The organism is Sanyastnella coralliicola (genome assembly GCF_030845195.1).
Classification (GTDB): Bacteria; Bacteroidota; Bacteroidia; order Flavobacteriales_D; family Sanyastnellaceae; genus Sanyastnella; species Sanyastnella coralliicola.
Map to the genome: position 1 here is coordinate 3,197,596 of NZ_CP132543.1, position 22,958 is coordinate 3,220,553.

Consider the following 22,958-nt stretch of genomic DNA (forward strand, 5'->3'; position numbering starts at 1 on the left):
TTCAGGGGGCTTAGGGCGTATGGCTTAAGGCGTATGTAAGGGCCTTCTTCCAAAAGCTCTTTTCTGAAAGATGCACCAGGGTCATTTAGCCTTTTCGCCATTTTGCCATTTCGCCCATAAAGCTGGACGCTGGAGCTACTTCTTCATTACCACCGCCCCAAACGTCTTCCCATAATTGACGAAGTACTGGCCTTTGCCCCAAGAAGAGGCATCAATGGTTGGGCCATTGCCTTTGGTAACGAGTACGCCGTATTCATCGAATACTTCGTAGGCGCATGCGGCGCTGAATTCTACTTTATCGTAGATTTTGTTGCTGACCATAGAAACGGCTGCAGTAGATGAATCAACGTCTACTTTATCTGAAGTCTTGGTACCTGCTGCATCACGCTGCTTGACACGGAAAGTATTCACCCCTTCGTGGAAACGAATATCCACTTCGTATTGGTGTCCGCCATCGCCTTTGCCGTTGATGGTGGCTACCTCTACCCATTTGTTCCACTTGAATTGTTCTACTGTGAACGGTAGTGGACCGCCTTCGTTTGAGGTGACAAAGCTGAGCTTGTTCTCTCCTGAAACGCTGATATTCTCAACCTCGAAAGTAGCGCGTGGAGAAATATCTTCTGGATTAATGACACGTGGTTCACAGTCATCTTTGGTGCGAATAACTACTTCAACGGGGTCTCCGATATTCAGTTCGAACATGGCTAGATCGATAGCGAAGGCACTAGAGTTCACTTCGTCTGTAGTGAGTTCTCCGTTTACTTTCACTTCGAATACGCAGAATCCAACTCCGTCTGCAGAGAAAGGGTTCTTTACGTATAGATCTCGGCCTTGGTAAACCCCAGAGTAAACATAAACTCCAGCGTTAGCAGCCAGCGATGCCATCGCGAAAAGTGCAATAAGAAGTAGTCGCATGATTAGTTGTTTGTACTACAAAATTACAATTGATGCGAGAAAAACCAGCTGATTGCTAGGGATTTATTGTATCACTAACAGTGAATTAACACATTCAGCCAACTGACGGGCTTCATGAATTGTCAATTCGATATTCTCATCTGAGTAGACATGGTATCCTTGTCCGTTCACGTCAATGACACGAACAATCTGTACTCCTACCGATTCGCCGGTAGGCAATTTTTGCTCAAACATGAGCAGGTCAGACCCTTCTTCTAGAATGGCCACATCGAATACTGCTCCATCTTGAATCTCGAGCTTCGCTTCACTCAAAGAGCGACTGTCTGGGACAAGCTTTGCAATCAATTCAGGGGAATAAGTAATCGAGACAATACCCGAGTTAGAGTCCTTGGTGACTACCGGAAAACTCCCTTCAGGCATCCATGAGGGTACTTTACCTTCGAGGGCAACGCCGACGCTGCTTAGATCGAAGGTAACGGAGGTAGTTGCGGTCTCTTCTACCTGTGCATTCTCTTCTTCTGCTGGAGGAGCTTCTCCACAAGCGATGAATAGCACAAAACAGAGTATGTATCCTAGATTTTTCATGACGTCTCCATGTATACGAAGCTTGACGCTTCTTGTTTCGTTTCAAGGTACGAACACATTCGAAAGCGTATCTTGCGCCCATGATGCAATTAGATCTTTCACCCTATACCGCAATGGTGTGCGGTAGTACACAAGGAATTGGATTCGCTACAGCCAAAGAATTAGCGAGCATGGGAGCCCGCATTGTTTTGGTGGCTCGTAACGAGGCTTCACTGCAAAAAGCAGTGGCTGAGATCAACGAAATCAACGGCAAGGAAAACATGACCTTGACTGCAGATTTCCAACATCCTGATAGCTTGGAAAAGGCACTCGACGGATTCCTTGTAGAAAACGAAGCACAGATCTTGATCAACAACACCGGAGGCCCACCACCCGGACAAGCCATCGACGCGGAAGTTGAAGGATTTCGAATTGCATTCAATCAACACCTCATTTGTAACCACATCTTGGCTACCAAGCTGGTTCCTGGAATGAAGAAGGCGGGCTACGGACGCATCATCAATGTGATTAGTACCTCCGTAAAACAGCCATTGCCAAACCTTGGAGTGTCAAATACAATCCGCGGCGCCGTGGCCAATTGGTCAAAAACTCTTGCAAATGAGCTCGGTGCATTTGGTATTACTGTCAACAATGTATTACCTGGAGCCACTGATACAGCTCGTCTCACGGGAATCATCGAACGCAAGTCTGAAAAGACAGGAAAAAGCCTTGACGATGTACGCGCCGGAATGGAATCTCAAGTACCAATGAAGCGTGTGGGTAGACCTGAAGAAGTCGCATGGGCGATTTCTTTCCTAGCATCACCTTCAGCTGCTTACATCAACGGAATCAACGTGCCGGTTGACGGAGGACGAACAGCATCGCTATAAGTGTATTTTTGACACTTTCTATTTTTCCTCTAAGTCTTGTATAGTGGGCGTTTCGTGTTACAATTTTGTATGATTTATACGCGAAAATTCATCTAACTTTGCGGCCGTTCAAAATAACCTGAATGGACACAACAACAATGCATCACGCTCAGATTGAAGAGTTCATGAATTTGGTTCGCGATCGCAACCAGAATGAACCTGAGTTCCAACAAGCCGTGCAAGAAGTTGCAGAGGCTATCATTCCTTTCATCGAGGAGAACCCTAAATATGCTGACGCACGCATCCTGGAGCGAATTATCGAGCCAGAACGTGTTCTCATGTTCCGTGTTCCTTGGCTAGATGACGAAGGAAATGTTCAAGTTAACCGTGGTTACCGCATTGAGTTCAACTCTGCCATCGGACCTTACAAGGGAGGACTTCGCTTCCACCCTACTGTGAACCTCAGCATCCTGAAGTTCCTTGGATTCGAGCAGATCTTCAAGAACTCGTTGACTACACTCCCAATGGGTGGTGGTAAAGGTGGTTCTGACTTCAACCCAAAAGGAAAGTCAGACAACGAAGTCATGCGATTCTGCCAAAGCTTCATGACGGAGCTAGCGCGCCATATCGGTCCTAACACAGACGTACCTGCTGGTGACATCGGTGTTGGTGGACGTGAAATCGGATACATGTTCGGTCAGTACAAGCGTCTTCGCAACGAGTTTACCGGTGTATTGACTGGTAAAGGATTGAACTGGGGTGGATCACTTATCCGTCCCGAAGCAACTGGATACGGTTGTGTGTACTTCGCTCAAAACATGTTAGCGACCAAGAACGACAGCTTCCAAGGGAAGACCGTTGCTATCTCGGGTTCTGGAAACGTAGCACAGTACGCTTGTGAAAAAGCAACTGAGCTCGGAGCTACTGTAGTAACAATGTCTGATTCTGGTGGCTTCATTCACGATCCAGAAGGAATCACTGCTGAGAAACTCGCTTGGATCATGGATCTTAAGAACGTTCGTCGTGGACGTATCCATGAGTACGCTACAGAGTTTGCTTCAGCTACATACTACGAAGGACAGCGTCCTTGGGGTGTGAACTGTGACATCGCTCTTCCTTGTGCGACGCAGAACGAGCTTGACGGTGACGAGGCGAAGACACTTCTTTCAAACGGCTGTAAGGCAGTTGCTGAAGGAGCAAACATGCCTTGTACTCCAGAAGCGATTGAAGCATTTGCTGACGCGAAAATATTGTTCGCTCCTGGTAAAGCATCAAACGCTGGTGGTGTAGCTACTTCTGGACTAGAAATGTCTCAGAACTCGCTTCGTTACAACTGGACGCGCGAAGAAGTGGATTCACGCTTGAAGAATATCATGAAAGACATTCACGAAGCATGTGTGAACTACGGTACAACTGACGGTCACACTGACTACGTGAAAGGCGCAAACATCGCTGGATTCGTGAAGGTGGCTGACGCAATGATCGACCAAGGGGTAGTTTAATCCCTTCATCATAAAATTGAAAAGGTCACCTTCGGGTGGCCTTTTTTTTCCCACTCATCTGGCGTAACTTATAGCATCTGAAATCCTTAACTAGATGCGAATTCTTGGCCTAATGACCTGTCTCTTGTTCGGCGCTAGCCTGCAAGCTCAAACCCTTTTCTCAGAAGACTTTGGAATCGGATGCAATCAAGGCACCCTGGTTACCTCCTATGTTTCACCCAATGGCAATTGGACGGTTACTGAAACCGGACTGAATGAAGCCTCATCCAATGTTTGGTACGTAAGTGCCATGGAAAACAATACGGGAGAAGGCGGTTGCGGCGCCACCTGCGGATCAAACCCAACCTTGCACGTCGGTAATCAAACAGTCCTCGGTATTCCAGCTGACCAAGGTGCAGCATACTATGAAGGCCTCGCCGGGTTTTGCGGACTCTTACCTTGTGGGACGACCAATAGACGCGTCGAATCACCTATAATCGATTGTACCGGTCATGAGAACATCGTACTCAACTTCCTCTACCTCGAAGGCGGGAATGTACAAGACAATGCTACCGTCTGGTACTATGACGGAAACATTTGGGCTCAATTAGACGAAACACCCAAAACCTTCTCCGGAATCTGTTCACCGCAAGGACAGTGGACTGCTCGAACAGTCATTTTACCGGCATCTGCCAACGAAAACCCCAACGTTCAAATTGGCTTTTTGTGGACCAGCAACGATGATGGAGTAGCGACCGACCCTTCTTTCGCTGTTGATGACATTCTAGTTTCAGGAGATGAAATTGAAGTGGTGGTAGGTACTTGTCCGGGAGATTTCAATGGCGACGGCACCATCAATTCTGCAGACCTTCTCCTCTTCTTGAGTGACTTTGGCTGTTCCGAAGACTGTCTTTACGAAATGGTAATCGATGGATTGAATAATGTAGCTGACCTACTGGCCTTTCTTGAAGTGTTTGGAACCGACTGCCCAGAGTAGATCAGGAATCGCCGTCGTTATCACCCATGGTTACTTGAACACCAAGAGCTGAAGCCAAGTCTACGCTCAGAATGACGTATAGCTCAGCCACTTTATCGTGCAAAGTAAGTACGTCATCTTGGTCATGGAATAACGCTGCTTCCAAAGAACCGTCGACTTCCTTTACCGCTGATTCTGCCGCTGCGATGGCACTCTGCACCTTTTGATGCGTTTGTTCATCAGCAGGGGTCAGTGAAGCCGGATCGAGAAGGAGTTCATCAAGCGAGTACTCGTTGTCATTTCCGAAGTACCAGTGCTTAATCGTTGCAACAGTTTGTTGAATGCTTTGCAACGATGCACCACTGCGGAACGCTTGCGCAGCAGTTGGATCGGGTCCGTCACCTTTGGTCAAACCAAGAGGTCGTTGCAGTTGTTGAATTTTGAGATTTTCCGTTGCACGAATCAGCATGTTTACCAGTTGATTCAAACTACCACTCACCCCTGTGCGCGGGTTATCGATGAAAGCCTGCGCCTCTTCCTTCCATCGCGCTTCTAGTTGCGCTGAGCGTTCTTGTACATTCTGAGCAAGGCTGAACGCCATTGACGCTCGTTTCGGATCATCCATCAACGCCTGCACGTGCTCTTCAGCTGGAGTGGTTCCATCACCAAACAACAAGTACTCAATGGCTCCAAGTCCTTTCGAATTTGACCCTATGCCTTCGGCAAAATCTTCTCCGAAGGTCTCGTTTGCTGCAAGGTTCTTTTTAATGAACTGCTCATTCGCTGGCCAGGTATATAGCTTGTTATGGATGAATGTATCTGCAATGTCTCCCACTTGCGTGAATGAACAGGCAGACCACGCGGCATGCGCCTCCATCCATGCTTGCTGCGCTGATAACAAGTTTGAAGTCGATATCGAATCGTTGAGTGTTTCTACTGATCTCGCTAGCGCGGAAGCGGTCAGAGCGAATTCGGCATTTGCCGGAAGGATCATTCCATGAACCAAATCTTTCTTAACCTGATTGCGGTCAATTGGAGTTCTTTCCGGTGCCGGTTCATTGCACCCAGCAACGAATAACAAGCCGCCTAGGAAGAGGATAAATCGCGTCATAGTGATCTTAAGAATGCCAGTATTTTTTCTCGGTCTTCAGCGCCAAGCCGCTTAAATGCTTGAGCTGACCCTTCAGCCTCGCCTCCATGCCAAAGAATAGCTTCCTCAATGGAGCGAGCCCGACCGTCATGTAATAACCGCGTATGACCGTTAACTGTTTCAATCAATCCCAATCCCCACAACGGCTGTGTTCTCCACTCTTGTCCGTTCGCTTCAAAATCAGGACGATTATCTGCAAGTTCAGGTCCCATATCATGGAGGAGCAAATCAGTGTATGGCCAAATAGTTTGGTTGGAAAGATGTGAGAATTCAGCATTCTCCCCGGTGGTATGCGAAGGCACGTGGCACCCTGCACAACCAATTTCATTGAAAATCGCCTTGCCCTCCATAACGACTGGATCTTGCGCATTGCGAGGTGCCGGAACAGCAAGATTCGATGAATAGAGCACTACCTTATCAAAGTCATCCTGAGAGATCTCAGGTTCGCCACCCGTTTCCGCGTTAGCGCAATCAAGCTGATCACCCGGACAATGTTCGTCAGGAAATATAGGAGTCGTGATACCCATATCTCCACCGAAAGCGCCTGCCACTTGCTGAGCCACCGTCGGTTGATTGGCCTTCCACCCAAAACGGCCTACGGTGTACTGCTCCTCTAAGGCATTCCAGACCATGTTTTTTCGTCCTGAAATACCGTCGCCATTCGCATCATCTGGATCACTTAACTCATCCAAACGAGATTCTGGAATGGTCTCCAGCAAACCGAGTCCGATCATCTGTTGCGCCACCCTTGGGGAAATAGCCAAGTCAGCAGGAAAATCACCAAAAGCCCCATTCTGAAGGCGGTAAGTAGGTACTTCCAATTCGAAGGTAGAGCCGTCTTCGTAACGGTCTTTGTACCGCTTATGATCAATCACAAACTCGGCTTCAACCTCTACACCTTGAATGGCCTGATCTTGAAGTTGCATTCCATAATGCGCCAAGGCCTCATCTCCATTTGCGCCTTTACTGAATCGAAGCAAGAGCCCCGTGCCCTTCTCACCTTCAAAGGCAGGCGGACGACCGCGACCATCTTTGAAGTGGCAACCAGAACAAGAGTGTGCATTGAAGGTAGGACCTAGTCCATCACGAGCGGTAGTGCTTGCCGGAGCTGACACCCAATTCTGATTGAAGAAACTGTTGCCGACGAAAAATTTGAGCTCTTGCTCTCCCTCTAGCGCTGGAGAAGCCAGTCCAAAGGCATTAACAGACTTATCGGTTACAGTATTCAATGCTCCTCCTGGGAGTAACTCTCGCTGGTCAAATACTTGGGTCGTCGAATTCGAACATCGAACAACCAAGGTAACCAACGCAGCAATCGCAGATATGACGAAGATTTTCTGTTTCATTCGCAGTGAGACTCAGCGCGCAAATATACACCGCTCCGAGCCCATAGTCTGCTTATAAACTTGACTTTGCTCAGGAAGTTCCCAAAAGCTGCTCAAGGCGGAGTGCATTGCGCACTTCGATGAATAAGTCGCCTTGTTTCTGTAATGAAAGAATCGCTTTCATAATGGGTCCGTCACCACCTGTAGTTTCCAAGGTCAATGAATGATCAAACGGCACCGGAATTTGCTGCGAGTTTTGAAGTGCCGCCGCAGTAATTTCATGTGCTTCGACTGTCAACGAACTATCAACTTTAGCCAAGAGGTCAATGAAGCCTACTCCTTCAATGCGATCACCATTCGGACGAGTGTAGCTCCCTTGGAATACATTGGCAATTCCTTGGGCATTCAGATAAATATCGCGGTGCGTGTTATCACTGAAACATGAGTGCTCATCTTCTTGATTCTGATTATCTAATGCTACAAAAATGCGTTCACCTGCCAATTCTGATTTACTCAAGGTCGCAATCCCCGTGATGATTTGTTGGAGCGCAAGGTTGACATCCATAGCCATGAATTCTTGGTAGTACTCACCTCCTTCGGGATTCCATGTGTCTACCATATCTCCCAAGTGCTCAACCAACAAGTCAGCACATAACACGAGGTATTCAGCGCGACGCTCTGCATTTGGTGCGCTGACATAGTCAGTGTGCGGACGATCACCTGCCTTCAATGTGCTGGTTTCAGGATCGTCTTGTCCCCACAACAAGAACTCAATCGCGTGGTAGCCGATGGCTACATTTTCTTCTCCTCCTTGCTCATTCAATTGCTGAAGCAAGCTTTTCTCCAGAGATGGATAAATCTCTAGGTCATGAATAATTCCTGAGTTCGGGGCACCTTCAACGTAATCGATGTATCCTTCATCAAGTGGCCATGCATTCAGGTAACCTTCAGGACCTTCTTCATTATCGATAGGTCCGTTTGAAAAACGATATGCTTCTGTTTGTCCGTAGGGTTCACGAGCTGCGAGCCACGCTTGTTTACACGCCTCAAACTTATCTTCATCCGGGGCAGCTACAAAGTCGTTAATTGATGCTTGAAGGGCTTTCGCAGCTTCTTGTGCATCTTGGTAGGAAGCAAAGACGATTTCAGCGTAGGTATCACGAATGGCTTGCTTGTCAACAGAAAAGGGTCCGTCTGCATCGTATTTACACGATCCATCGTCAACTGTAGCTTCTGCGTTGTAGTTCACTGCGAATTGATCGGTGCAGCCGCCTCCTTGGTCTCCATCTCCACAACCCACAACCAGCGCGAGTCCTAAGAATCCTGTCAATCGAAAAACATTCATGCGTCAAAGGTCATAATTATCCGTGTGCAAAATTCCGAGTGAACAATTAGAGATGCAATGCCCTTTTTAAGGTAATTTGAATCAATGATTTAAGGGAGTTCTAGCAATCGATCCGAACACCCTGCTTATCTTTGCGCCCAATGGAAACAGGACTTCAACACATGCACAGTGCCCTCAGATGGGTTATTCTCGTGCTTCTCGTACTCTCAATTGTTCGTGCTTACGCAGCTAGCAGCAGTGGCAAGCCTTTCGCAAGCATCAAGAAACTCGCCATGTTCACAATGATCGGGTTGCACATTCAGTTGCTCATTGGTTTGGCTTTGTACTTCCTCAAAGGATGGGCTGGTCAATGGGGAACGGAAGGAATGATGTCGAATACCCTTCTGCGTTTCTTCACTATGGAGCACTTGCTTTTGATGATCTTGGCTATTGCTGTGGCAACGATGGGTTACTCAGGAGCAAAGCGCAAAACAGACGATAAGAAAGCGAACAAACGCGTATTTGTCTTTTACCTCATCGCGTTGATTCTGATTTTGGCTGGTATTCCTTGGCCTTTCAGAAGCGGATTTGAAGCTTACGGATGGTTCTAAGAAAACTCTTTCTTTGTCTGCCTGTGGCTCTACTTTTCGCCTGCGGCGGAAATGATAAGCCAACAGCTGCAGACTTTGAGTCGACTGTCTCAGAAGCCGACGCTCAGAAGATCTACACCATGAAGTGTGCCCTCTGCCACGGAGCAGACGGTAAGCTCATGATTAGCGGTGCTCCTGACCTTACGAAGAGCACCAAGACTTTCGAAGAGCGTGTCGCACTCATTACCTACGGAAAAGGCACGATGCCTCCGCAAAAAGAAGTCTTGTCTACTGCTGAAATCAAAGCCGTAGCAAAGTATATCGAAGCTTTTACTGAATAAGCCGCAATGGCACAGATGATCGAAACGAAAAAGGACCAAGAGACCTGTGTGCTCGTTGGTTTGGTAACGAAATCCCAACGCAAGGAGCATTTGGAAGAATACCTTGACGAGCTGGAATTCCTTGCTAAAACGGCTGATGCTCATTGCCTTGCACGCTTTACTCAATCACTCGAACACCCTGACAACAAAACTTTTGTTGGAAAAGGGAAACTAGAAGAAATCAGAGAGTTCTGCCATGATCGTAAAATCGACATGGTTATCTTCGACGATGAGTTGAGCCCTACGCAGCTTCGAAACATTGAACGTGAGATCAAGGATGTAAAGGTTCTTGATCGTAGCAACCTTATCCTTGACATCTTCGCTTCCCGTGCGCGTACCGCCCATGCGAAGACTCAGGTGGAATTGGCACAATATCAATACCTCTTGCCGCGTCTGACGAACATGTGGACCCACCTTCAGAAGCAGAAAGGGGGTATCGGAATGAAAGGACCTGGGGAAAAGGAGATCGAGACTGACCGTCGTATCATTCGCGATAAGATTTCAGCGTTGAAGAAAGACCTCGCTCAAATCGATAAGCAAAAGGCGACGCAACGCGGAAATCGCGGAGCCATGGTACGCGTAGCCCTCGTTGGATACACGAACGTAGGGAAGTCTACGCTCATGAACATTCTGGCGAAGAGCAAGGTGATGGCTGAGAACAAACTCTTCGCGACCCTCGATACGACGGTGCGAAAGGTGGTGCTTCAGAACCTACCTTTCCTTCTTTCAGATACGGTAGGTTTCATTCGTAAACTACCTCACCAATTGATTGAGTCGTTCAAGTCAACCTTGGATGAAACGCGTGAGTCGGACATTCTGGTTCACGTAGTAGACGTGTCACACCCGAACTTTGAAGATCAAATGGCAACGGTGAGTGACACGTTGAACGACATTGGTTCTGGAACAAAGCCAACAATCGTGGTCTTCAATAAGATCGATGCCCTTGAATTTCCGAACCCTGATGATGTAGAGCCGAACTTCGACGAAGACAATCCAACCATCTTCAACTTGGAGGATTTGAAGCGCACCTGGATGGCAAAACACAGTGATCTAGAGGTGGTTTTCATCTCAGCACAAGAGCGTACGAACCTTGAAGAACTGAGAGACGTACTCTATGAAAAAGTGAAAGTGATTCATCAGGAACGCTATCCTTACAACAACTTCCTTTATTAATTGCTTGGAGCTTAAAGCTCTATCGTCTATATCTTTGCATAATGGCAGGAATCCGTCAGGAAAAAATCGCAAGCCTTTTGAAGCGAGAACTCGCTCAATTCTTCCAACGTGAGTCATCATTCATGTTTGGAGGAAGGTTCATTACTGTGACCATCGTTCGTATGTCACCAGACCTTGGCGTGGCCAAAGTCTACCTCAGCTTCATGGCTTCCAAAGATCCTAAAGGCGACCTAGAAGCAGTTTCAGGTCAAGCTTGGCTCATCAGAAAAAAGCTCGCTGAAACGGTTGGTAAGCAATTACGTAGAATGCCAGAGCTGCAGTTCTATGTAGATGATAGTCTTGATTACTACGACGACATCGACCGACTGCTCAACTCGTAAGCAATGCACACCGAAGAGATCCGAACATCAGTATCCCAGATTTGTGGGCGCTCACCTATTCTAAGGAGAGGGCTTTTTCACATCATGGACTGGTTGACGGTGAAAAGCTGGCACGTTCGCCGCGAACTTCGGAAGTGGATGCGTAATGCTCCAGACAAAGCACACATCCTCGATGCCGGAACAGGTTTCGGGCACAATGCTTATTGGCTTAGTTGCCAGCGCGACAAGTACAGCGTGCTTGCCATCGATCAAAAGCAAAGCCATGTGTGTTCTGGGAATGCCTTTGTAAGAGACACAAAACGCAAGAACCTACTTTTCCGCACCATGTCTATTGAAGAGTTGGAGGCTGACGAAGCATTCGATCTCATCTTGTGCACTGAAACTTTGGAGAAGGTCGAAAACGACGAATCAGCCGTAGAGCACATGCATGGAGCTCTGAAAGATGGTGGACTCATGATCACAACGGTCAACCGCAAGTTCAAAGCGAAGTGCGAAAAGGGTGATGATTTTAGTCGTCCGGGTTACCAAATCGAGGAGATTAAAAAGATGCTGAAGGAGTCAGGCTTTCATCATGTCAAAGCTCACTTCACGGGCGGTAAAGCTGGCCAATGGGCGCAACGACTTGGGGTAACCCTTCCACTGCGTTTGTTGCGTATGTCGCGTCTATTTTTGCTGATCCTTCCTTTCTATTTCATTTTGGCGATTCCAACGGCCATTATTTTGAACTGGCTTGATAGCCATACTGCCCATCTTTCCGGAGAAGGCATCATCCTCCTCGCAAGAAAGTAGGCGGATTCCACTACAAGGTCTTACCTTCGGCTCGTGAACGTACCATTCTTTATTTCCAGGAGATATCTGTTCTCAAAGAAGTCAAGAAACATCATCAATGTCATTTCCGGCATTTCGATGCTGGTAGTTGCTGCTGTGACCACAGCCATGATCACCATCCTTTCTGCCTTTAACGGAATTGAGAGTTTGGTGGCTGACCTATTCACCTCATTCGACGCTGAAATCACCGTTACTCCCGCAGAGGGTAAGGTCTTCGCAGCAAACGATTCACTGATCAACTACTTGCAAGTACTTCCGGAAGTAGACTACATCAGTCGAACCTTAGAAGACGATGTCATCATCCGCTACGACGGCCAACCAAGTGTGGCTACTTTGCTGGGGGTTGATACCGTATTCAAGGAGGTAACAGACATTGAAGAAGTACTGGCCTACGGTGATTACAACCTAGATCGTGATGGCCTACCCTGCGCTATTACCGGCTATGGAATTCAGAGTGAGCTAGGCATCCCCTTCCATCCCGAAGATTACTCGATGATCACGCTTTCTGCACCTATTCGGGGCAAGAAATTGAGTCGTTATAAAGAGAAGGCGCTGAATACCATGCCTATTCTTATCAGTGCTGTTTTCAGTGTGAATGCAGAGTTAGACGTGAAGTATATCATTGCCCCTCTTGACTATGCCAAGGAGCTATTTGATTACGATACTGAAGTGAGTCAGCTTTCTATCGCTATCGCGGAAGGGGTCCACCCTGAAGATGCAAAGGAGGTTGTCATGAATGCGCTAGGCGAAGGTTACCTCGTACAAACCCGCTACGACAAAAACGCACTGGTCCATCAGACGAACCGCTCTGAAAAGTGGGCCACCTTTTTGATCCTAGCTTTCATCATGATCATTGCGGCCTTCAATATCATGGCTTCCTTGACCATGCTGATCATTGAGAAGCGTAAAGACATTTTCATCCTTCAGAGCTTTGGATTGACTGCTACAGATATCCGCAGAATCTTCAGTAATCAGGGAATTCTCATCAACGTGATTGGAGCAGGAATTGGTCTCTTCCTCGGACTATCACTTTGCCTGTTGCAGCAATACGTGGGCATCCTGAGATTGCAGGGGTCGATTGTTGAGTTCTACCCGGTCGAAATTCGATTCTTAGATGTGATTGGGGTGATGGCCACTGTCTTGATCATCGGCTCGGTCTTCTCGAGCTTTATGGTTCGCTACCTGATCAAGCGCTTTGCGCAGTAAAATCAAAATCTTTGAAGAGCTCTCGAATCTCTTCCAACTTCCCTAGAATATCAGGAACTGTATCCAAGGTGACGAGAGCTAATCGGTGATCTTTAAAATGTGGAATGCCTTTGAAGTAATTCGCGTAATGACGACGCATCTCCACGATTCCAAGGCGTTCACCTTTCCATTCCACACCCATCTCGAAGTGCTGGCGGGCAGCATCTACACGATCTGAAATGGATGGAGGAGCCAAGTGCTCCCCGGTCTTCATGAAGTGCTTAATCTGATTGAACACCCACGGATTACCAATGCTGGCACGTCCGATCATGATGCCATCTACTCCCCAACGGTCACGGTATTCAACGGCGCGTTCTGGTGAATCAACGTCTCCATTTCCGAACACAGGAATCTGCATGCGGGGGTTGTTCTTCACCTCAGAGATCAAGGTCCAATCAGCGTCACCCTTGTACATCTGCTTTCGCGTACGTCCGTGAATGGAGATGGCTTTGATGCCCACATCTTGCAGACGTTCAGCTACTTCAACAATGTACTTGGTGTCTTCGTCCCATCCGAGACGGGTCTTCACTGTGACCGGAAGTTTTGTCGACTTGACAATCTCACTCGTCATCGACACCATCTTCGGAATATCTTGGAGGATACCAGCTCCTGCACCTTTACAGGCTACCTTCTTCACCGGACAACCATAATTGATATCGATGATGTCTGGATTGGCTGACTCCGTGATCTCCGTAGCACGCTTCATTGACTCAATGTCGCTCCCGAAGATTTGGATCCCTACGGGACGTTCGTATTCGAAGATATCGAGCTTCTGAACACTTTTGGCTGCATCGCGGATCAATCCCTCCGAAGAAATAAACTCCGTGTACATCACGTCTGCTCCGTGCTTCTTACAAAGCGCGCGGAACGGCGGATCACTCACGTCTTCCATCGGAGCGAGTAGCAGAGGAAATTCCCCGATCTCTATGTCTGCGATTTTCACCATCCAAGTAAATTGGCCAAATTCGAAGCAAATTTACGAAATACCTTCCCTCGAAGTGATACGAACGGTCTTTAGAACGATGAATCCAGTCATGAAGATCATGATGCTGTTCTGCATTGTGCTCATGATGATCTCTGTGTCAGTGGCTGTTGGGGGCGTTATCGCCACCTCCACCTGCGGCATGAGCATGGACGATCTCACGAAGATTATGGAAGGTGTGAATGAAGATTGGGGGCCATGCAGCCTGCGCGTAATGAACGCAGCCAATCAACTGGTTGGGTTCTTCGGAGCGGCTATCCTATTCGGGATTCTTTTTGGGTGGAAGTCGATCAACCGTTTTATGACGGGTCGTCCGGCGTTGACGATTCTATTGGTTCCCATCCTTGCCTTTTTCTCGTTCCCATTGATTGATGCGGCTTATCAAATCAACCTGGCCCTCATCCCAGAAGGCGGTTGGATCGAAGAGCTTTTCAAACCAATGGAAGAGTCGGCGGCACAAGCCACCGAGGCACTCTTAGCGGGTACATCGACCACAGACCTACTCTTGAATTTATTTGTGATCGCCTTCCTACCGGGGCTCTGTGAAGAGTTCTTATTCCGAGGAACCTTGATGCCGTTGATTGCAAAGTCAAGCAAGAACATCCACATTGGAATCTGGGTAAGCGCAGCCATCTTCAGCGCTGTACATATGCAGTTCTACGGCTTCTTACCACGCTTATTATTAGGTGTGTACTTCGGTTATTTGGTGATGGCTACTGGAAGTATTTGGACAGCCGTCTTTGCGCATTTCATCCACAATGGCTCCGCCGCAGTTGCCCATTTCTATGCTGCCAAAAACAACTTGGATGTGGCACAGATGGAAGCTGAATCATATACATGGTTGAACGTGTTGGTTGCAGCGATCATCTTCTCATTGTTATTCTTTGCGATACTTCAACGTTCGAAATGGCCGAAGTTCAAAGAGGCGTATCTCGCCTATGAGACCATTGAGGATCACCTTCCTCCTCCCAAGCCTGCTGAAGAGGCTTAGATCAATCCTTCCAGCAATACTAGATCCATCGGAGAGGTCACTTTGATGTTCTCTACGTTCCCCTCGACCATGGTTACCGCTTTCCCAAGTGATTCGTATACACTCGCATCATCAGTAAAATGGGATTGGAATCCGGCATCATAACCTCGGATCAATTCATCGTAACGGAAACACTGCGGTGTCTGAACCACTCGATAGTCTGCACGATCCACGTGGCTGTTTTGGTCTCCTTTAACCTGACGCAGGCTTTCATTCACCGCGATTACCGGCACCGCACCACCCTCCGATTCCGCGCTAGCGAAACAACGAGCAATGGTGTCAACGGAAACGAGCGGACGAACCGCATCATGAATAGCGACGAGACTGCCAGGAGCACAAGCTTTGAGGCCTTCGAGTACTGAATGAAAACGCTCCTTGCCGCCGTCAACCACGCGATGGGCAGGCAGATTGAACTGCTCGCACTCATTCTTCCAGTAATCTTGCCAATCGCTTGGCAATACGACGATCAATTCCATTTCCGGATCAAACGAATGGAACACATTCAAGGTGTGACCAAGGATAGGAAGTCCTTTGACCACAATGAACTGCTTGGGTAAATCAGAGCCCATGCGCTTACCAATTCCTCCGGCGACGATGATCGTGTGTCGTTTCATATGCTGCAAAATACAAAGAGGCCACCCAGTGGATGGCCTCTTCTGCAATTTTATATCAAAGGATTACTTCGCAGCAGCGTAACGGCTTGCTACTTCGTCCCAGTTGATCACATTGAAGAACGCGCTGATGTAGTCAGGGCGACGGTTCTGGTAGTTCAGGTAGTAAGCGTGCTCCCAAACGTCAAGACCTAGGATAGGTGTTCCACCACATCCAACTCCTGGCATCAGTGGGTTATCTTGATTCGCTGAAGAACATACTTCTAGCTCACCATTCTTTACACAAAGCCAAGCCCATCCTGAACCGAAGCGTGTAGCTGCAGCCTTTGAGAACTCTTCTTTGAATGCATCGAATGAACCGAACTTCGCATCAATCGCTGCACCAAGGTCACCTGAAGGATTTCCTCCTCCGTTTGGAGACATTACTGACCAGAATAGGTTGTGGTTGTAGTAACCTCCACCGTTGTTACGAACACCTGTGTTATCACCAACATTCGCGCAGATATCTTCGATAGACATGTTTGCCATGTCAGTTCCTTCGATTGCTGCGTTCAATTTGCTTGTGTAGCCTGCATGGTGCTTCGAGTGGTGGATTTCCATGGTACGCGCATCCATGTGCGGTTCCAAAGCGTCATATGCGTAAGGCAGTTGTGGTAATTCAAAAGCCATATTTTCTGGATTTATAAGGTTGATATTAGGGTTTAAGTGTCAAAAGTATCAATTCGTTGTCATCGCTTCCTCCACTTCCGTGGCCGAAAGTAAGGTCAATTCGCCATCTACGATAGCGTAGTCCTTGTAATTTCTTGCTACTTCCAGCGCCGCATCATACACATTGTCATCCTCGAGCAAGGCGCGGTAGTATGCTTCATCTCCAAAAAGGTTCTTAGCCATATGGGCTTTCAGGCGGATCTTCATCACTTCACCACTCTCTGCAATGGCGCGTTCATCGCGCTCATACCCATCTTCTTCTCCTGCTTTGAAGAGGCCTTCCATCATCACGTTCGTGACCTTGAATCCTTTCAGGAATGATTCAACATCTGAGTAGCTTGATAGTTCATCTCGGTGGCTATCTGAATAGTCAAATCCGTATCTACGAATGGTTCCAGCGTAGCTTAAATCAGAAAAATACCAGCTCGCTCCAATCGTATCAATCGGAACAAAGACATCCGGAGTAATTCCTCCTCCCCCATAGACAATGCGTCCTTTAGGGGTGGTGAACTTCAAACTGTCATTGAGTTCGATCTTCTCTTCCGAGTATAGCTCACCACTATCGTAACGATCATTGTAATCGTTGTCGTAATCAATTTCTTCACCGTACGGACGCTGAATCGAACGGCCCGTAGGTGTGTAGTAACGTGCCACTGTCAAACGTAAAGCTGACTCGTCTGGCAATGGAATCTCGTCTTGAACGAGTCCTTTTCCGAAGGAGCGACGACCGACGGTAATGGAGCGATCGTGATCTTGCAAGGCACCTGCCATGATCTCACTTGCACTTGCAGAACCTGAGTTAATCAGGATCACTACGTCTTTGTCTGCATATCGTCCACGACGTTGAGATCGGTATTCACTTCGCGGAGAATTCACCCCTTCTGTGTATACGATCAGCTTATCGTCTTCCAAGAATTCTTCTACCATAGGGATGGCTACATGAAGGTATCCACCGCCGTTTCCACGTAGGTCGAAGATGATGCTTTCAGCGCCAGCTTCATCGAGCTTCGCCATACCCATCATGAACTCTTCGTAAGAGTTCTTCGCAAAGCGTGTGAGTTTGATGTAGCCTACTCCTGGCTCAACCATGGTTGACGCTACTACGCTATAGATTGGAATACGATCACGCGTAATATTAAAGTCAAGGATATCATCCGTTCCGCGGCGTTGGATCTTGAGATCTACCTTTGTTCCTTTCTCGCCTTTCAGAACTTCCATGACCTTCGAGTTGGTCAATCCAATTCCTGCAATGTGTTCACCGTCGACTTCAACAATGCGGTCACCTGCGCGAATCCCGGCCGTTTCAGACGGACCTCCTTGAATAGGCGACACCACTACGAGGGTATCTTTTTGGATCATGAACTCTACTCCAATTCCTTCGAAGTTTCCTTGGAGCGGCTCTTGAACCGACGCCAGTTCTTCTGATGAAATGTAGTAAGAGTGTGGATCGAGGTCTTCCAACATGGCGTTGATCGCCTTTTCGATCAGTGCCTTCTTCTCTACGGAATCCACGTACATCTCATCGATCTTGTTGATGATGTTCACCAACTTGTTTGGATTCTCCGATGCCGCTGGACGGTGGGTGAAAGTGCTATTCCCGGAGAAGTTACTCCCGATATACACTCCTAAGACAACAAGGATAGCATAGATCAGTGGCTGAAAAGCCGAACGACCACGCTTTGGTTCCTCGTTCATAATATCATTGATACGTTCACTCATTCATTTCAAATTATGGTTCCTCAATCTGAACCAATTCGATGCCGGCTTGCCTTAAGAATTGCAACCCGCTGTCATCTTTGTACTCAATCATGTACACCACTCGTTTGATTCCAACTTGAAGAATCAACTTCGAGCAATCTTTACAAGGTGATAACGTGATATACAGTGTGGCATTTTCCGCACTGTTGTTCGAACGCGCCACTTTTGTAATCGCATTCGCTTCAGCATGTAACACATACCACTTCGTATCACCATCGCAGTCTTCGCAGTCATTTTCGAAACCAGAAGGTGTACCATTGTACCCATCCGCGATGATCATCCCATTTTTTACAATCAACGCTCCAACTTGTTTACGTTGACAATGAGACAATTTCGCCCACTCGCGCGCCATCTTTAAATATGCGCGGTCATAACGCTCTTGTTTCGCCGAATCAGTATACTTGATCAGATCTCCCGTCATAATTGAAGGTAAATTTAGCTGAATCCACTGTGAAGACACATCACAGGAGTGTAATTTGGCAAATCTTAAGGGCAATGCAGCACTTCGCCACATATCTCTTGGGGCTTTTTAGCCTTCTCTTCACCTTCGGTGGAACCGCTCAGGTCTTCGAGTTCAACCAATTCGGACCTGGTTCTGGTTTTCCATCTGATGGTGCATACGCTATCGCGGAAGACGAATTGGGAAGGCTTTACGTAGGTTCAGAAGGCGGCGGACTGGTCAGATTTGACGGCTTCGACTTCGAAATCTGGGATCACACCACAGAATTAACTTCCGATACCGTTCGCAGTCTCTTCTTTGACTCTTCGAACCAACTATTCATTGGAACAGATCACCGCGGGCTCTGGAAAATGCAGCACGATCAATTCGAACGTGTCGATACGGCCTATGATGTAAGTGGCGCTCAAATCAGAGCTTTTGCTGAATTCGACGAGCAGCTTTGGGTGGGAACGAAAGGCGAAGGCCTGTTCCGCGTTAGCGAAGACAGCGGACTTGTACATATCAATGAACTCGACGAATCAAACGTTCGATGTCTACTCGTTGATGGCCAACAACAGTTCTGGATAGGCACGGATCACGGGCTATACAACCAAAGTAATGGCAACTACATTCTGCGCTCTGAAGAAGAATTACAAGACCGAATATTAGCGCTCTTTGAAGACAATCAAGGTCGAGTGTGGGTAGGTCATCAGAACGGGCTGTCGGTTATTGAAAATGGGGCGATCGTTCAAGTGGTGCCCGAAGTAATCAGCCACTCTCGTATTCGCGCCATCGAGCAAGATGAGCAAGGACATTTTTGGATTGGCACCCGTATTGGAGCCTTCGAATTCCATGAAGAAAGTGGCGAAGTCACGGTCTTTGGAACTCAAAATGGACTCAGCAACGATCGAATTCGCGACATCCACCGAGATCGGAGTGGAAGTCTTTGGTTCGCCACTTATTTCGGAGGGATTTGTCAATTGACCGGACAAAGTGCAGCTCATTACACCCTGGCACATGGCTTCCCTGAAACCTCCGTCGTTTCCCTTGTTAGCTTCGGCGATAGCCTATTGTTCTTCAACAGTATTGACGGCGATTTGTATCAATGGAAAAGAGGAGATCAGGTTCAGAAAATGCTCCCTCCGATTGCTGATGAAGGTGTGCAAGCCACATTAGCTAAAATTGAAGCTAATCAGCCCTCATTCGCCACGCTGAAAGACAATCAAGAGGTGCTCATTCATGAAGCTTGGCAAGACATCTACCGCTTCAACACCTTCACAAAAGACGCCACAGTTTTGAACTATGTGGGCAACGAAAAAACCACTGCTTTCGTGACTGAAGACTTCTTTGAAATCAACGGAGATCGTCTGACTGACATCGATTTGGCCTGTGGTGAGCTCACAGATATCGCCATCAATGATAGCCTGTGTTTCGTAGGTAGTTCTTGTGGTCTTTTTGCTTTCGCTATCGCGGAATCGGGCAATGTTATCATCCCTAAAAGAGCGGGCATCCTGCCGATTGAAGGAAGTGAAGAACTAAAGATTATTGACATTGAAATCGACTCCAATGACAATGTCTGGATGGCGACGGAACGCCAAGGAATCTTCCGTTATGGTGGGAAGGTGAAGCATTACAGCGACCGTTACTTGAGTGATCTGCGCGTCTCATCTCTTCATCTTGACCCTTTAGAAAACCTATGGGTAGTGACGCGTGCTGGGATTGACTTCATTGAGCTTGACCCAACTCAGGAATTCGTATTGAATCATGAGAGCTATGGCAATGAAGAAGGCATCGATGGTCAAATCAACGATGTAATCTTTGACTTTCTGGAGCCCAATACCGTCTGGTTGGCGACCACTCAAGGATTGATTCGATTTGACCCTGAAGGAGCATTCATTAATGAAGAAGCTCCAGGCATTGTCTTAGATGGCATACGCTTGAACTACGAATCAGTGGATTGGAGTGTTTATGACCTCTCGATGAATAAGGTTGGACTACCCGTAGACCTGACCTTGCCTTATGACGCCAATCATCTCTCTTTTGACTTCGATGGTTTCGATCTTTCGCAGCCTGAGGATCTAATATTCCAATGTCGACTGGAAGGATTAGAAGAAGAATGGGTAGACCTTCAAGAGGTTCGATCACATACTTATCCGCAGATTCCACCAGGCGATTACACTTTCCAATTACGCGCAAGAAACAGCGATGGATTCTGGAATGAAGAACCACTATCATACGCTGTCAAGATTAAGCAGCCATTCTGGATGAATCCATTGTTCATTGCGGTGATGGCGATTGGTTTGTTCTTGGCCGTATATGGCTTTGTGCAGTACCGCCTTCGTCGATTACGACGTGCAAACGAACGATTAGAAAGAACGGTACTTGAACGCACCGAGGAGGTTCGTCAAGAGAAGGAGAAATCAGAAGCACTCTTGCTTAACATTCTTCCTAAAGACACTGCTGAGGAGCTAAAGGAAAAGGGATATGCCGAAACAAAAGACTACGACGGGGCTTCCGTGCTATTCTCTGACTTGAAAGGATTCACTTCTTTGAGCGAAAAGATCACTGCCGATGAGTTGGTTGGTCTGCTGGACGAAGCTTTCAAGAGTTTTGATCGTTTGTGTGATGAGTTTGGAGTAGAGAAAATCAAGACCATTGGTGATGCCTACATGTGTGCCACGGGTATCCCGAGAGAAGACCCATTGCACGCTGAGAACCTCGTTCGTTTTGCCTTTGGCATGTTGGAAAGCATGAAGAAGCTCAACCAACGAAACCGAGAGAAAGGACTTCCTGAATGTGATATTCGCATAGGAATCCACAGCGGGCCTCTGATTGCGGGAGTGGTAGGGGAACGCAAATTCGCCTATGATATCTGGGGCGACACTGTGAATACCGCGGCTCGGATGGAGTCAAGTGGTGAGCCTGCTCGCATTAATATCAGCGCGAGCACCTTCGAATTGGTCAAGGAGCATTTCAATTGTGAATCAAGAGGAAAGATTCAGGCAAAGAACAAAGGGGAACTTGAGATGTACTTTGTAGTAGACGAAAAGAAATGAAAGTATACACGAAAACCGGAGACAAGGGAACCACAGGTATCCTTGGAGGAACGCGACTAGCGAAAGACCACGACCGCATTGAGGCTTACGGCACACTCGACGAACTGAATGCCAACGTTGGTTTGTTGCGAGATCAAGAAGGAACAGATGCCTTTCAAGCAGAGCTGATTCAAATCCAAGAAGACCTGTTTACGATCGGAAGTCACCTGGCGAGTGATCCAGAGAAGAATAAAATGACCTTACCTGCATTTAAGGTCGAACGCATTGAGGCTCTGGAAGCTGCGATGGATGCAATGGACAGCACACTTCCCCCGTTAAAGAACTTTGTTTTACCTGGCGGACATGTAACTATTTCGCATTGTCACGTCGTAAGATGTGTATGTAGACGTGCTGAACGGGCAACCATTACCCTTGCTCGAACGTCCTACGTGCAAAGCGACATGATTCGCTTTTTGAATCGCTTGTCAGACTACTTTTTCGTCCTTTCGAGGAAGTTGGCACACGACTTGCGAGTGGAAGAGACGCCATGGACGCCATAAATCACGTTCGTAACGAACTGATTTTGTGTTGATTGAGAGCTTATTTGAAGTTCATTCGATTTTCCTTGGCTCGAAAGTTTAAAAATATATTTTTGCGTACTGAATTACAGTACCCCTTAAAACATTGGTGCTATGTATTGGACCTTGGAATTAGCTTCCTATTTGGAAGATGCGCCATGGCCGGCTACCAAGGATGAGCTGATTGATTTTGCCATGCGCACCGGAGCTCCGCTCGAAGTAGTGGAGAACCTGCAACAAATTGAGGATGAAGGAGAATCTTACGAGAGTATCGAAGAGATTTGGCCTGACTATCCGACCAAAGAAGACTTCTTCTTTAACGAAGACGAGTATTAACTCCTGCGCTTTAGTCAGGACTCAAACAGCCTCCTTTTGGGGGCTTTTTTTGTACCTCTTACCGGCATCCGGCGTCCGGCGTCCGTTCTTCTTTCTTTTAGTTATCCATCTAATAACCAAGGACTAAAGACCAAAGACTAACCACCAATCGCGAAAGTTTAGGTAAAAAGAAATGGGGACTGCGTTCAGTCCCCATTCCACTTAACATTAAACTAAAACTACCATTACAATAAGTACATTGTAACTATGAAAATTTGCCTTCTTTGCGGAATCGAACGTTC

General features: G+C 47.4%; 23 protein-coding genes. 13 read left to right on the forward strand and 10 right to left on the reverse strand.

What is annotated here, in order from left to right; translation table 11 throughout:
• Positions 1–135: 135 nt before the first annotated feature.
• The gene (locus RA156_RS13335) at positions 136–915 is read right to left on the reverse strand and encodes a hypothetical protein (protein ID WP_306640763.1); all 780 of its coding nucleotides are present in this window, start codon (positions 913–915) and stop codon (positions 136–138) included.
• 63 nt (positions 916–978) lie between these two features.
• A complete protein-coding gene (locus RA156_RS13340; protein WP_306640764.1) occupies positions 979–1,500 on the reverse strand; it encodes a hypothetical protein in 522 nt (173 codons plus the stop codon).
• An 83-nt stretch (positions 1,501–1,583) separates the two neighbouring features.
• On the opposite strand from RA156_RS13340, the gene RA156_RS13345 reads away from it, so the two are divergent.
• The 3 genes from RA156_RS13345 (at position 1,584) to RA156_RS13355 (ending at position 4,826) form a co-directional block, all read left to right on the forward strand.
• A complete protein-coding gene (locus RA156_RS13345; RefSeq protein ID WP_434064844.1) occupies positions 1,584–2,369 on the forward strand; it encodes an SDR family oxidoreductase in 786 nt (261 codons plus the stop codon).
• A 137-nt stretch (positions 2,370–2,506) separates the two neighbouring features.
• The gene (gdhA, locus tag RA156_RS13350) at positions 2,507–3,850 is read left to right on the forward strand and encodes an NADP-specific glutamate dehydrogenase (protein ID WP_306644185.1); all 1,344 of its coding nucleotides are present in this window, start codon (positions 2,507–2,509) and stop codon (positions 3,848–3,850) included.
• A 112-nt stretch (positions 3,851–3,962) separates the two neighbouring features.
• A complete protein-coding gene (locus RA156_RS13355) occupies positions 3,963–4,826 on the forward strand; it encodes a hypothetical protein (protein WP_306640766.1) in 864 nt (287 codons plus the stop codon).
• A 1-nt stretch (position 4,827) separates the two neighbouring features.
• Here RA156_RS13355 and RA156_RS13360 read toward each other — a convergent pair whose 3' ends face one another.
• The 3 genes from RA156_RS13360 to RA156_RS13370 form a co-directional block, all read right to left on the reverse strand.
• A complete protein-coding gene (locus RA156_RS13360; protein WP_306640767.1) occupies positions 4,828–5,916 on the reverse strand; it encodes an imelysin family protein in 1,089 nt (362 codons plus the stop codon).
• Complete coding sequence (locus tag RA156_RS13365; RefSeq protein ID WP_306640768.1) at positions 5,913–7,301, reverse strand: di-heme oxidoreductase family protein; 1,389 nt, start codon at positions 7,299–7,301, stop codon at positions 5,913–5,915. The genes RA156_RS13360 and RA156_RS13365 overlap by 4 nt, the downstream gene beginning before the upstream one ends.
• A 70-nt stretch (positions 7,302–7,371) precedes the next feature.
• Positions 7,372–8,625 carry an imelysin family protein gene (locus RA156_RS13370; RefSeq protein ID WP_306640769.1) on the reverse strand — a complete coding sequence of 418 codons (1,254 nt, stop codon included), beginning with the start codon at positions 8,623–8,625 and terminating at the stop codon, positions 7,372–7,374.
• A gap of 140 nt (positions 8,626–8,765) precedes the next feature.
• On the opposite strand from RA156_RS13370, the gene RA156_RS13375 reads away from it, so the two are divergent.
• From RA156_RS13375 to RA156_RS13400, 6 genes are all read left to right on the forward strand, one after another.
• Complete coding sequence (locus RA156_RS13375; protein ID WP_306640770.1) at positions 8,766–9,215, forward strand: hypothetical protein; 450 nt, start codon at positions 8,766–8,768, stop codon at positions 9,213–9,215.
• A 23-nt stretch (positions 9,216–9,238) separates the two neighbouring features.
• Positions 9,239–9,535 carry a c-type cytochrome gene (locus tag RA156_RS13380; RefSeq protein ID WP_306640771.1) on the forward strand — a complete coding sequence of 99 codons (297 nt, stop codon included), beginning with the start codon at positions 9,239–9,241 and terminating at the stop codon, positions 9,533–9,535.
• 15 nt (positions 9,536–9,550) lie between these two features.
• The gene (gene hflX, locus RA156_RS13385) at positions 9,551–10,747 is read left to right on the forward strand and encodes a GTPase HflX (protein ID WP_434064845.1); all 1,197 of its coding nucleotides are present in this window, start codon (positions 9,551–9,553) and stop codon (positions 10,745–10,747) included.
• A gap of 41 nt (positions 10,748–10,788) precedes the next feature.
• A complete protein-coding gene (gene rbfA / locus RA156_RS13390) occupies positions 10,789–11,127 on the forward strand; it encodes a 30S ribosome-binding factor RbfA (protein ID WP_306640773.1) in 339 nt (112 codons plus the stop codon).
• Positions 11,128–11,211: 84 nt separating this feature from the next.
• On the forward strand, positions 11,212–11,916 hold the full coding sequence (locus RA156_RS13395; RefSeq protein ID WP_306640774.1) for a class I SAM-dependent methyltransferase: 705 nt from the start codon (positions 11,212–11,214) through the stop codon (positions 11,914–11,916).
• A 33-nt stretch (positions 11,917–11,949) separates the two neighbouring features.
• Positions 11,950–13,161, forward strand: a complete 1,212-nt coding sequence (locus RA156_RS13400; RefSeq protein WP_306640775.1) for an FtsX-like permease family protein — start codon at positions 11,950–11,952, stop codon at positions 13,159–13,161.
• On the opposite strand, the gene dusB is transcribed toward RA156_RS13400, so the two are convergent.
• Entirely contained in the window at positions 13,142–14,146 is a 1,005-nt protein-coding gene (dusB, locus tag RA156_RS13405; RefSeq protein WP_306640776.1) for a tRNA dihydrouridine synthase DusB, read from the reverse strand. The two genes, RA156_RS13400 and dusB, sit on opposite strands and share 20 nt — an antisense overlap.
• 52 nt (positions 14,147–14,198) lie before the next feature.
• On the opposite strand from dusB, the gene RA156_RS13410 reads away from it, so the two are divergent.
• On the forward strand, positions 14,199–15,173 hold the full coding sequence (locus RA156_RS13410; RefSeq protein ID WP_306640777.1) for a CPBP family intramembrane glutamic endopeptidase: 975 nt from the start codon (positions 14,199–14,201) through the stop codon (positions 15,171–15,173).
• Here the strand turns inward: RA156_RS13410 and RA156_RS13415 are convergent.
• The 4 genes from RA156_RS13415 to RA156_RS13430 all read right to left on the reverse strand — a co-directional run bounded on the left by RA156_RS13415 (position 15,170) and on the right by RA156_RS13430 (position 18,710).
• Positions 15,170–15,826 carry a 2-C-methyl-D-erythritol 4-phosphate cytidylyltransferase gene (locus tag RA156_RS13415; protein ID WP_306640778.1) on the reverse strand — a complete coding sequence of 219 codons (657 nt, stop codon included), beginning with the start codon at positions 15,824–15,826 and terminating at the stop codon, positions 15,170–15,172. The two genes, RA156_RS13410 and RA156_RS13415, sit on opposite strands and share 4 nt — an antisense overlap.
• A 63-nt stretch (positions 15,827–15,889) precedes the next feature.
• The gene (locus RA156_RS13420) at positions 15,890–16,492 is read right to left on the reverse strand and encodes a superoxide dismutase (protein ID WP_306640779.1); all 603 of its coding nucleotides are present in this window, start codon (positions 16,490–16,492) and stop codon (positions 15,890–15,892) included.
• A 48-nt stretch (positions 16,493–16,540) separates the two neighbouring features.
• Complete coding sequence (locus tag RA156_RS13425) at positions 16,541–18,250, reverse strand: S41 family peptidase (protein ID WP_306640780.1); 1,710 nt, start codon at positions 18,248–18,250, stop codon at positions 16,541–16,543.
• Positions 18,251–18,260: 10 nt separating this feature from the next.
• The gene (locus RA156_RS13430) at positions 18,261–18,710 is read right to left on the reverse strand and encodes a deoxycytidylate deaminase (protein ID WP_306640781.1); all 450 of its coding nucleotides are present in this window, start codon (positions 18,708–18,710) and stop codon (positions 18,261–18,263) included.
• Positions 18,711–18,784: 74 nt separating this feature from the next.
• Between RA156_RS13430 and RA156_RS13435 the strand changes: the two genes are divergently transcribed.
• The 3 genes from RA156_RS13435 to RA156_RS13445 all read left to right on the forward strand — a co-directional run bounded on the left by RA156_RS13435 (position 18,785) and on the right by RA156_RS13445 (position 22,677).
• Positions 18,785–21,784, forward strand: a complete 3,000-nt coding sequence (locus RA156_RS13435; protein WP_306640782.1) for an adenylate/guanylate cyclase domain-containing protein — start codon at positions 18,785–18,787, stop codon at positions 21,782–21,784.
• Positions 21,781–22,323, forward strand: coding sequence for a cob(I)yrinic acid a,c-diamide adenosyltransferase (locus RA156_RS13440; RefSeq protein ID WP_306640783.1), 543 nt, complete (start codon positions 21,781–21,783; stop codon positions 22,321–22,323). The genes RA156_RS13435 and RA156_RS13440 overlap by 4 nt, the downstream gene beginning before the upstream one ends.
• A 132-nt stretch (positions 22,324–22,455) precedes the next feature.
• Positions 22,456–22,677, forward strand: coding sequence for a DUF2795 domain-containing protein (locus RA156_RS13445; protein WP_306640784.1), 222 nt, complete (start codon positions 22,456–22,458; stop codon positions 22,675–22,677).
• The last annotated feature ends 281 nt before the right edge of the window (positions 22,678–22,958 follow it).

What these genes read in the sequence shown, in the direction of transcription:
- RA156_RS13335 (WP_306640763.1), bottom strand. Translation starts at nt 915, where the DNA reads ATGCGACTACTTCTTATTGCACTTTTCGCGATGGCATCGCTGGCTGCT.
- RA156_RS13340 (WP_306640764.1), bottom strand. Translation starts at nt 1,500, where the DNA reads ATGAAAAATCTAGGATACATACTCTGTTTTGTGCTATTCATCGCTTGT.
- RA156_RS13345 (WP_434064844.1), top strand. Translation starts at nt 1,584, where the DNA reads ATGCAATTAGATCTTTCACCCTATACCGCAATGGTGTGCGGTAGTACA.
- gdhA (WP_306644185.1), top strand. Translation starts at nt 2,507, where the DNA reads ATGCATCACGCTCAGATTGAAGAGTTCATGAATTTGGTTCGCGATCGC.
- RA156_RS13355 (WP_306640766.1), top strand. Translation starts at nt 3,963, where the DNA reads ATGACCTGTCTCTTGTTCGGCGCTAGCCTGCAAGCTCAAACCCTTTTC.
- RA156_RS13360 (WP_306640767.1), bottom strand. Translation starts at nt 5,916, where the DNA reads ATGACGCGATTTATCCTCTTCCTAGGCGGCTTGTTATTCGTTGCTGGG.
- RA156_RS13365 (WP_306640768.1), bottom strand. Translation starts at nt 7,301, where the DNA reads ATGAAACAGAAAATCTTCGTCATATCTGCGATTGCTGCGTTGGTTACC.
- RA156_RS13370 (WP_306640769.1), bottom strand. Translation starts at nt 8,625, where the DNA reads ATGAATGTTTTTCGATTGACAGGATTCTTAGGACTCGCGCTGGTTGTG.
- RA156_RS13375 (WP_306640770.1), top strand. Translation starts at nt 8,766, where the DNA reads ATGGAAACAGGACTTCAACACATGCACAGTGCCCTCAGATGGGTTATT.
- hflX (WP_434064845.1), top strand. Translation starts at nt 9,551, where the DNA reads ATGATCGAAACGAAAAAGGACCAAGAGACCTGTGTGCTCGTTGGTTTG.
- rbfA (WP_306640773.1), top strand. Translation starts at nt 10,789, where the DNA reads ATGGCAGGAATCCGTCAGGAAAAAATCGCAAGCCTTTTGAAGCGAGAA.
- RA156_RS13395 (WP_306640774.1), top strand. Translation starts at nt 11,212, where the DNA reads ATGGACTGGTTGACGGTGAAAAGCTGGCACGTTCGCCGCGAACTTCGG.
- dusB (WP_306640776.1), bottom strand. Translation starts at nt 14,146, where the DNA reads ATGGTGAAAATCGCAGACATAGAGATCGGGGAATTTCCTCTGCTACTC.
- RA156_RS13415 (WP_306640778.1), bottom strand. Translation starts at nt 15,826, where the DNA reads ATGAAACGACACACGATCATCGTCGCCGGAGGAATTGGTAAGCGCATG.
- RA156_RS13420 (WP_306640779.1), bottom strand. Translation starts at nt 16,492, where the DNA reads ATGGCTTTTGAATTACCACAACTGCCTTACGCATATGACGCTTTGGAA.
- RA156_RS13425 (WP_306640780.1), bottom strand. Translation starts at nt 18,250, where the DNA reads ATGAGTGAACGTATCAATGATATTATGAACGAGGAACCAAAGCGTGGT.
- RA156_RS13430 (WP_306640781.1), bottom strand. Translation starts at nt 18,710, where the DNA reads ATGACGGGAGATCTGATCAAGTATACTGATTCGGCGAAACAAGAGCGT.
- RA156_RS13435 (WP_306640782.1), top strand. Translation starts at nt 18,785, where the DNA reads ATGCAGCACTTCGCCACATATCTCTTGGGGCTTTTTAGCCTTCTCTTC.
- RA156_RS13440 (WP_306640783.1), top strand. Translation starts at nt 21,781, where the DNA reads ATGAAAGTATACACGAAAACCGGAGACAAGGGAACCACAGGTATCCTT.
- RA156_RS13445 (WP_306640784.1), top strand. Translation starts at nt 22,456, where the DNA reads ATGTATTGGACCTTGGAATTAGCTTCCTATTTGGAAGATGCGCCATGG.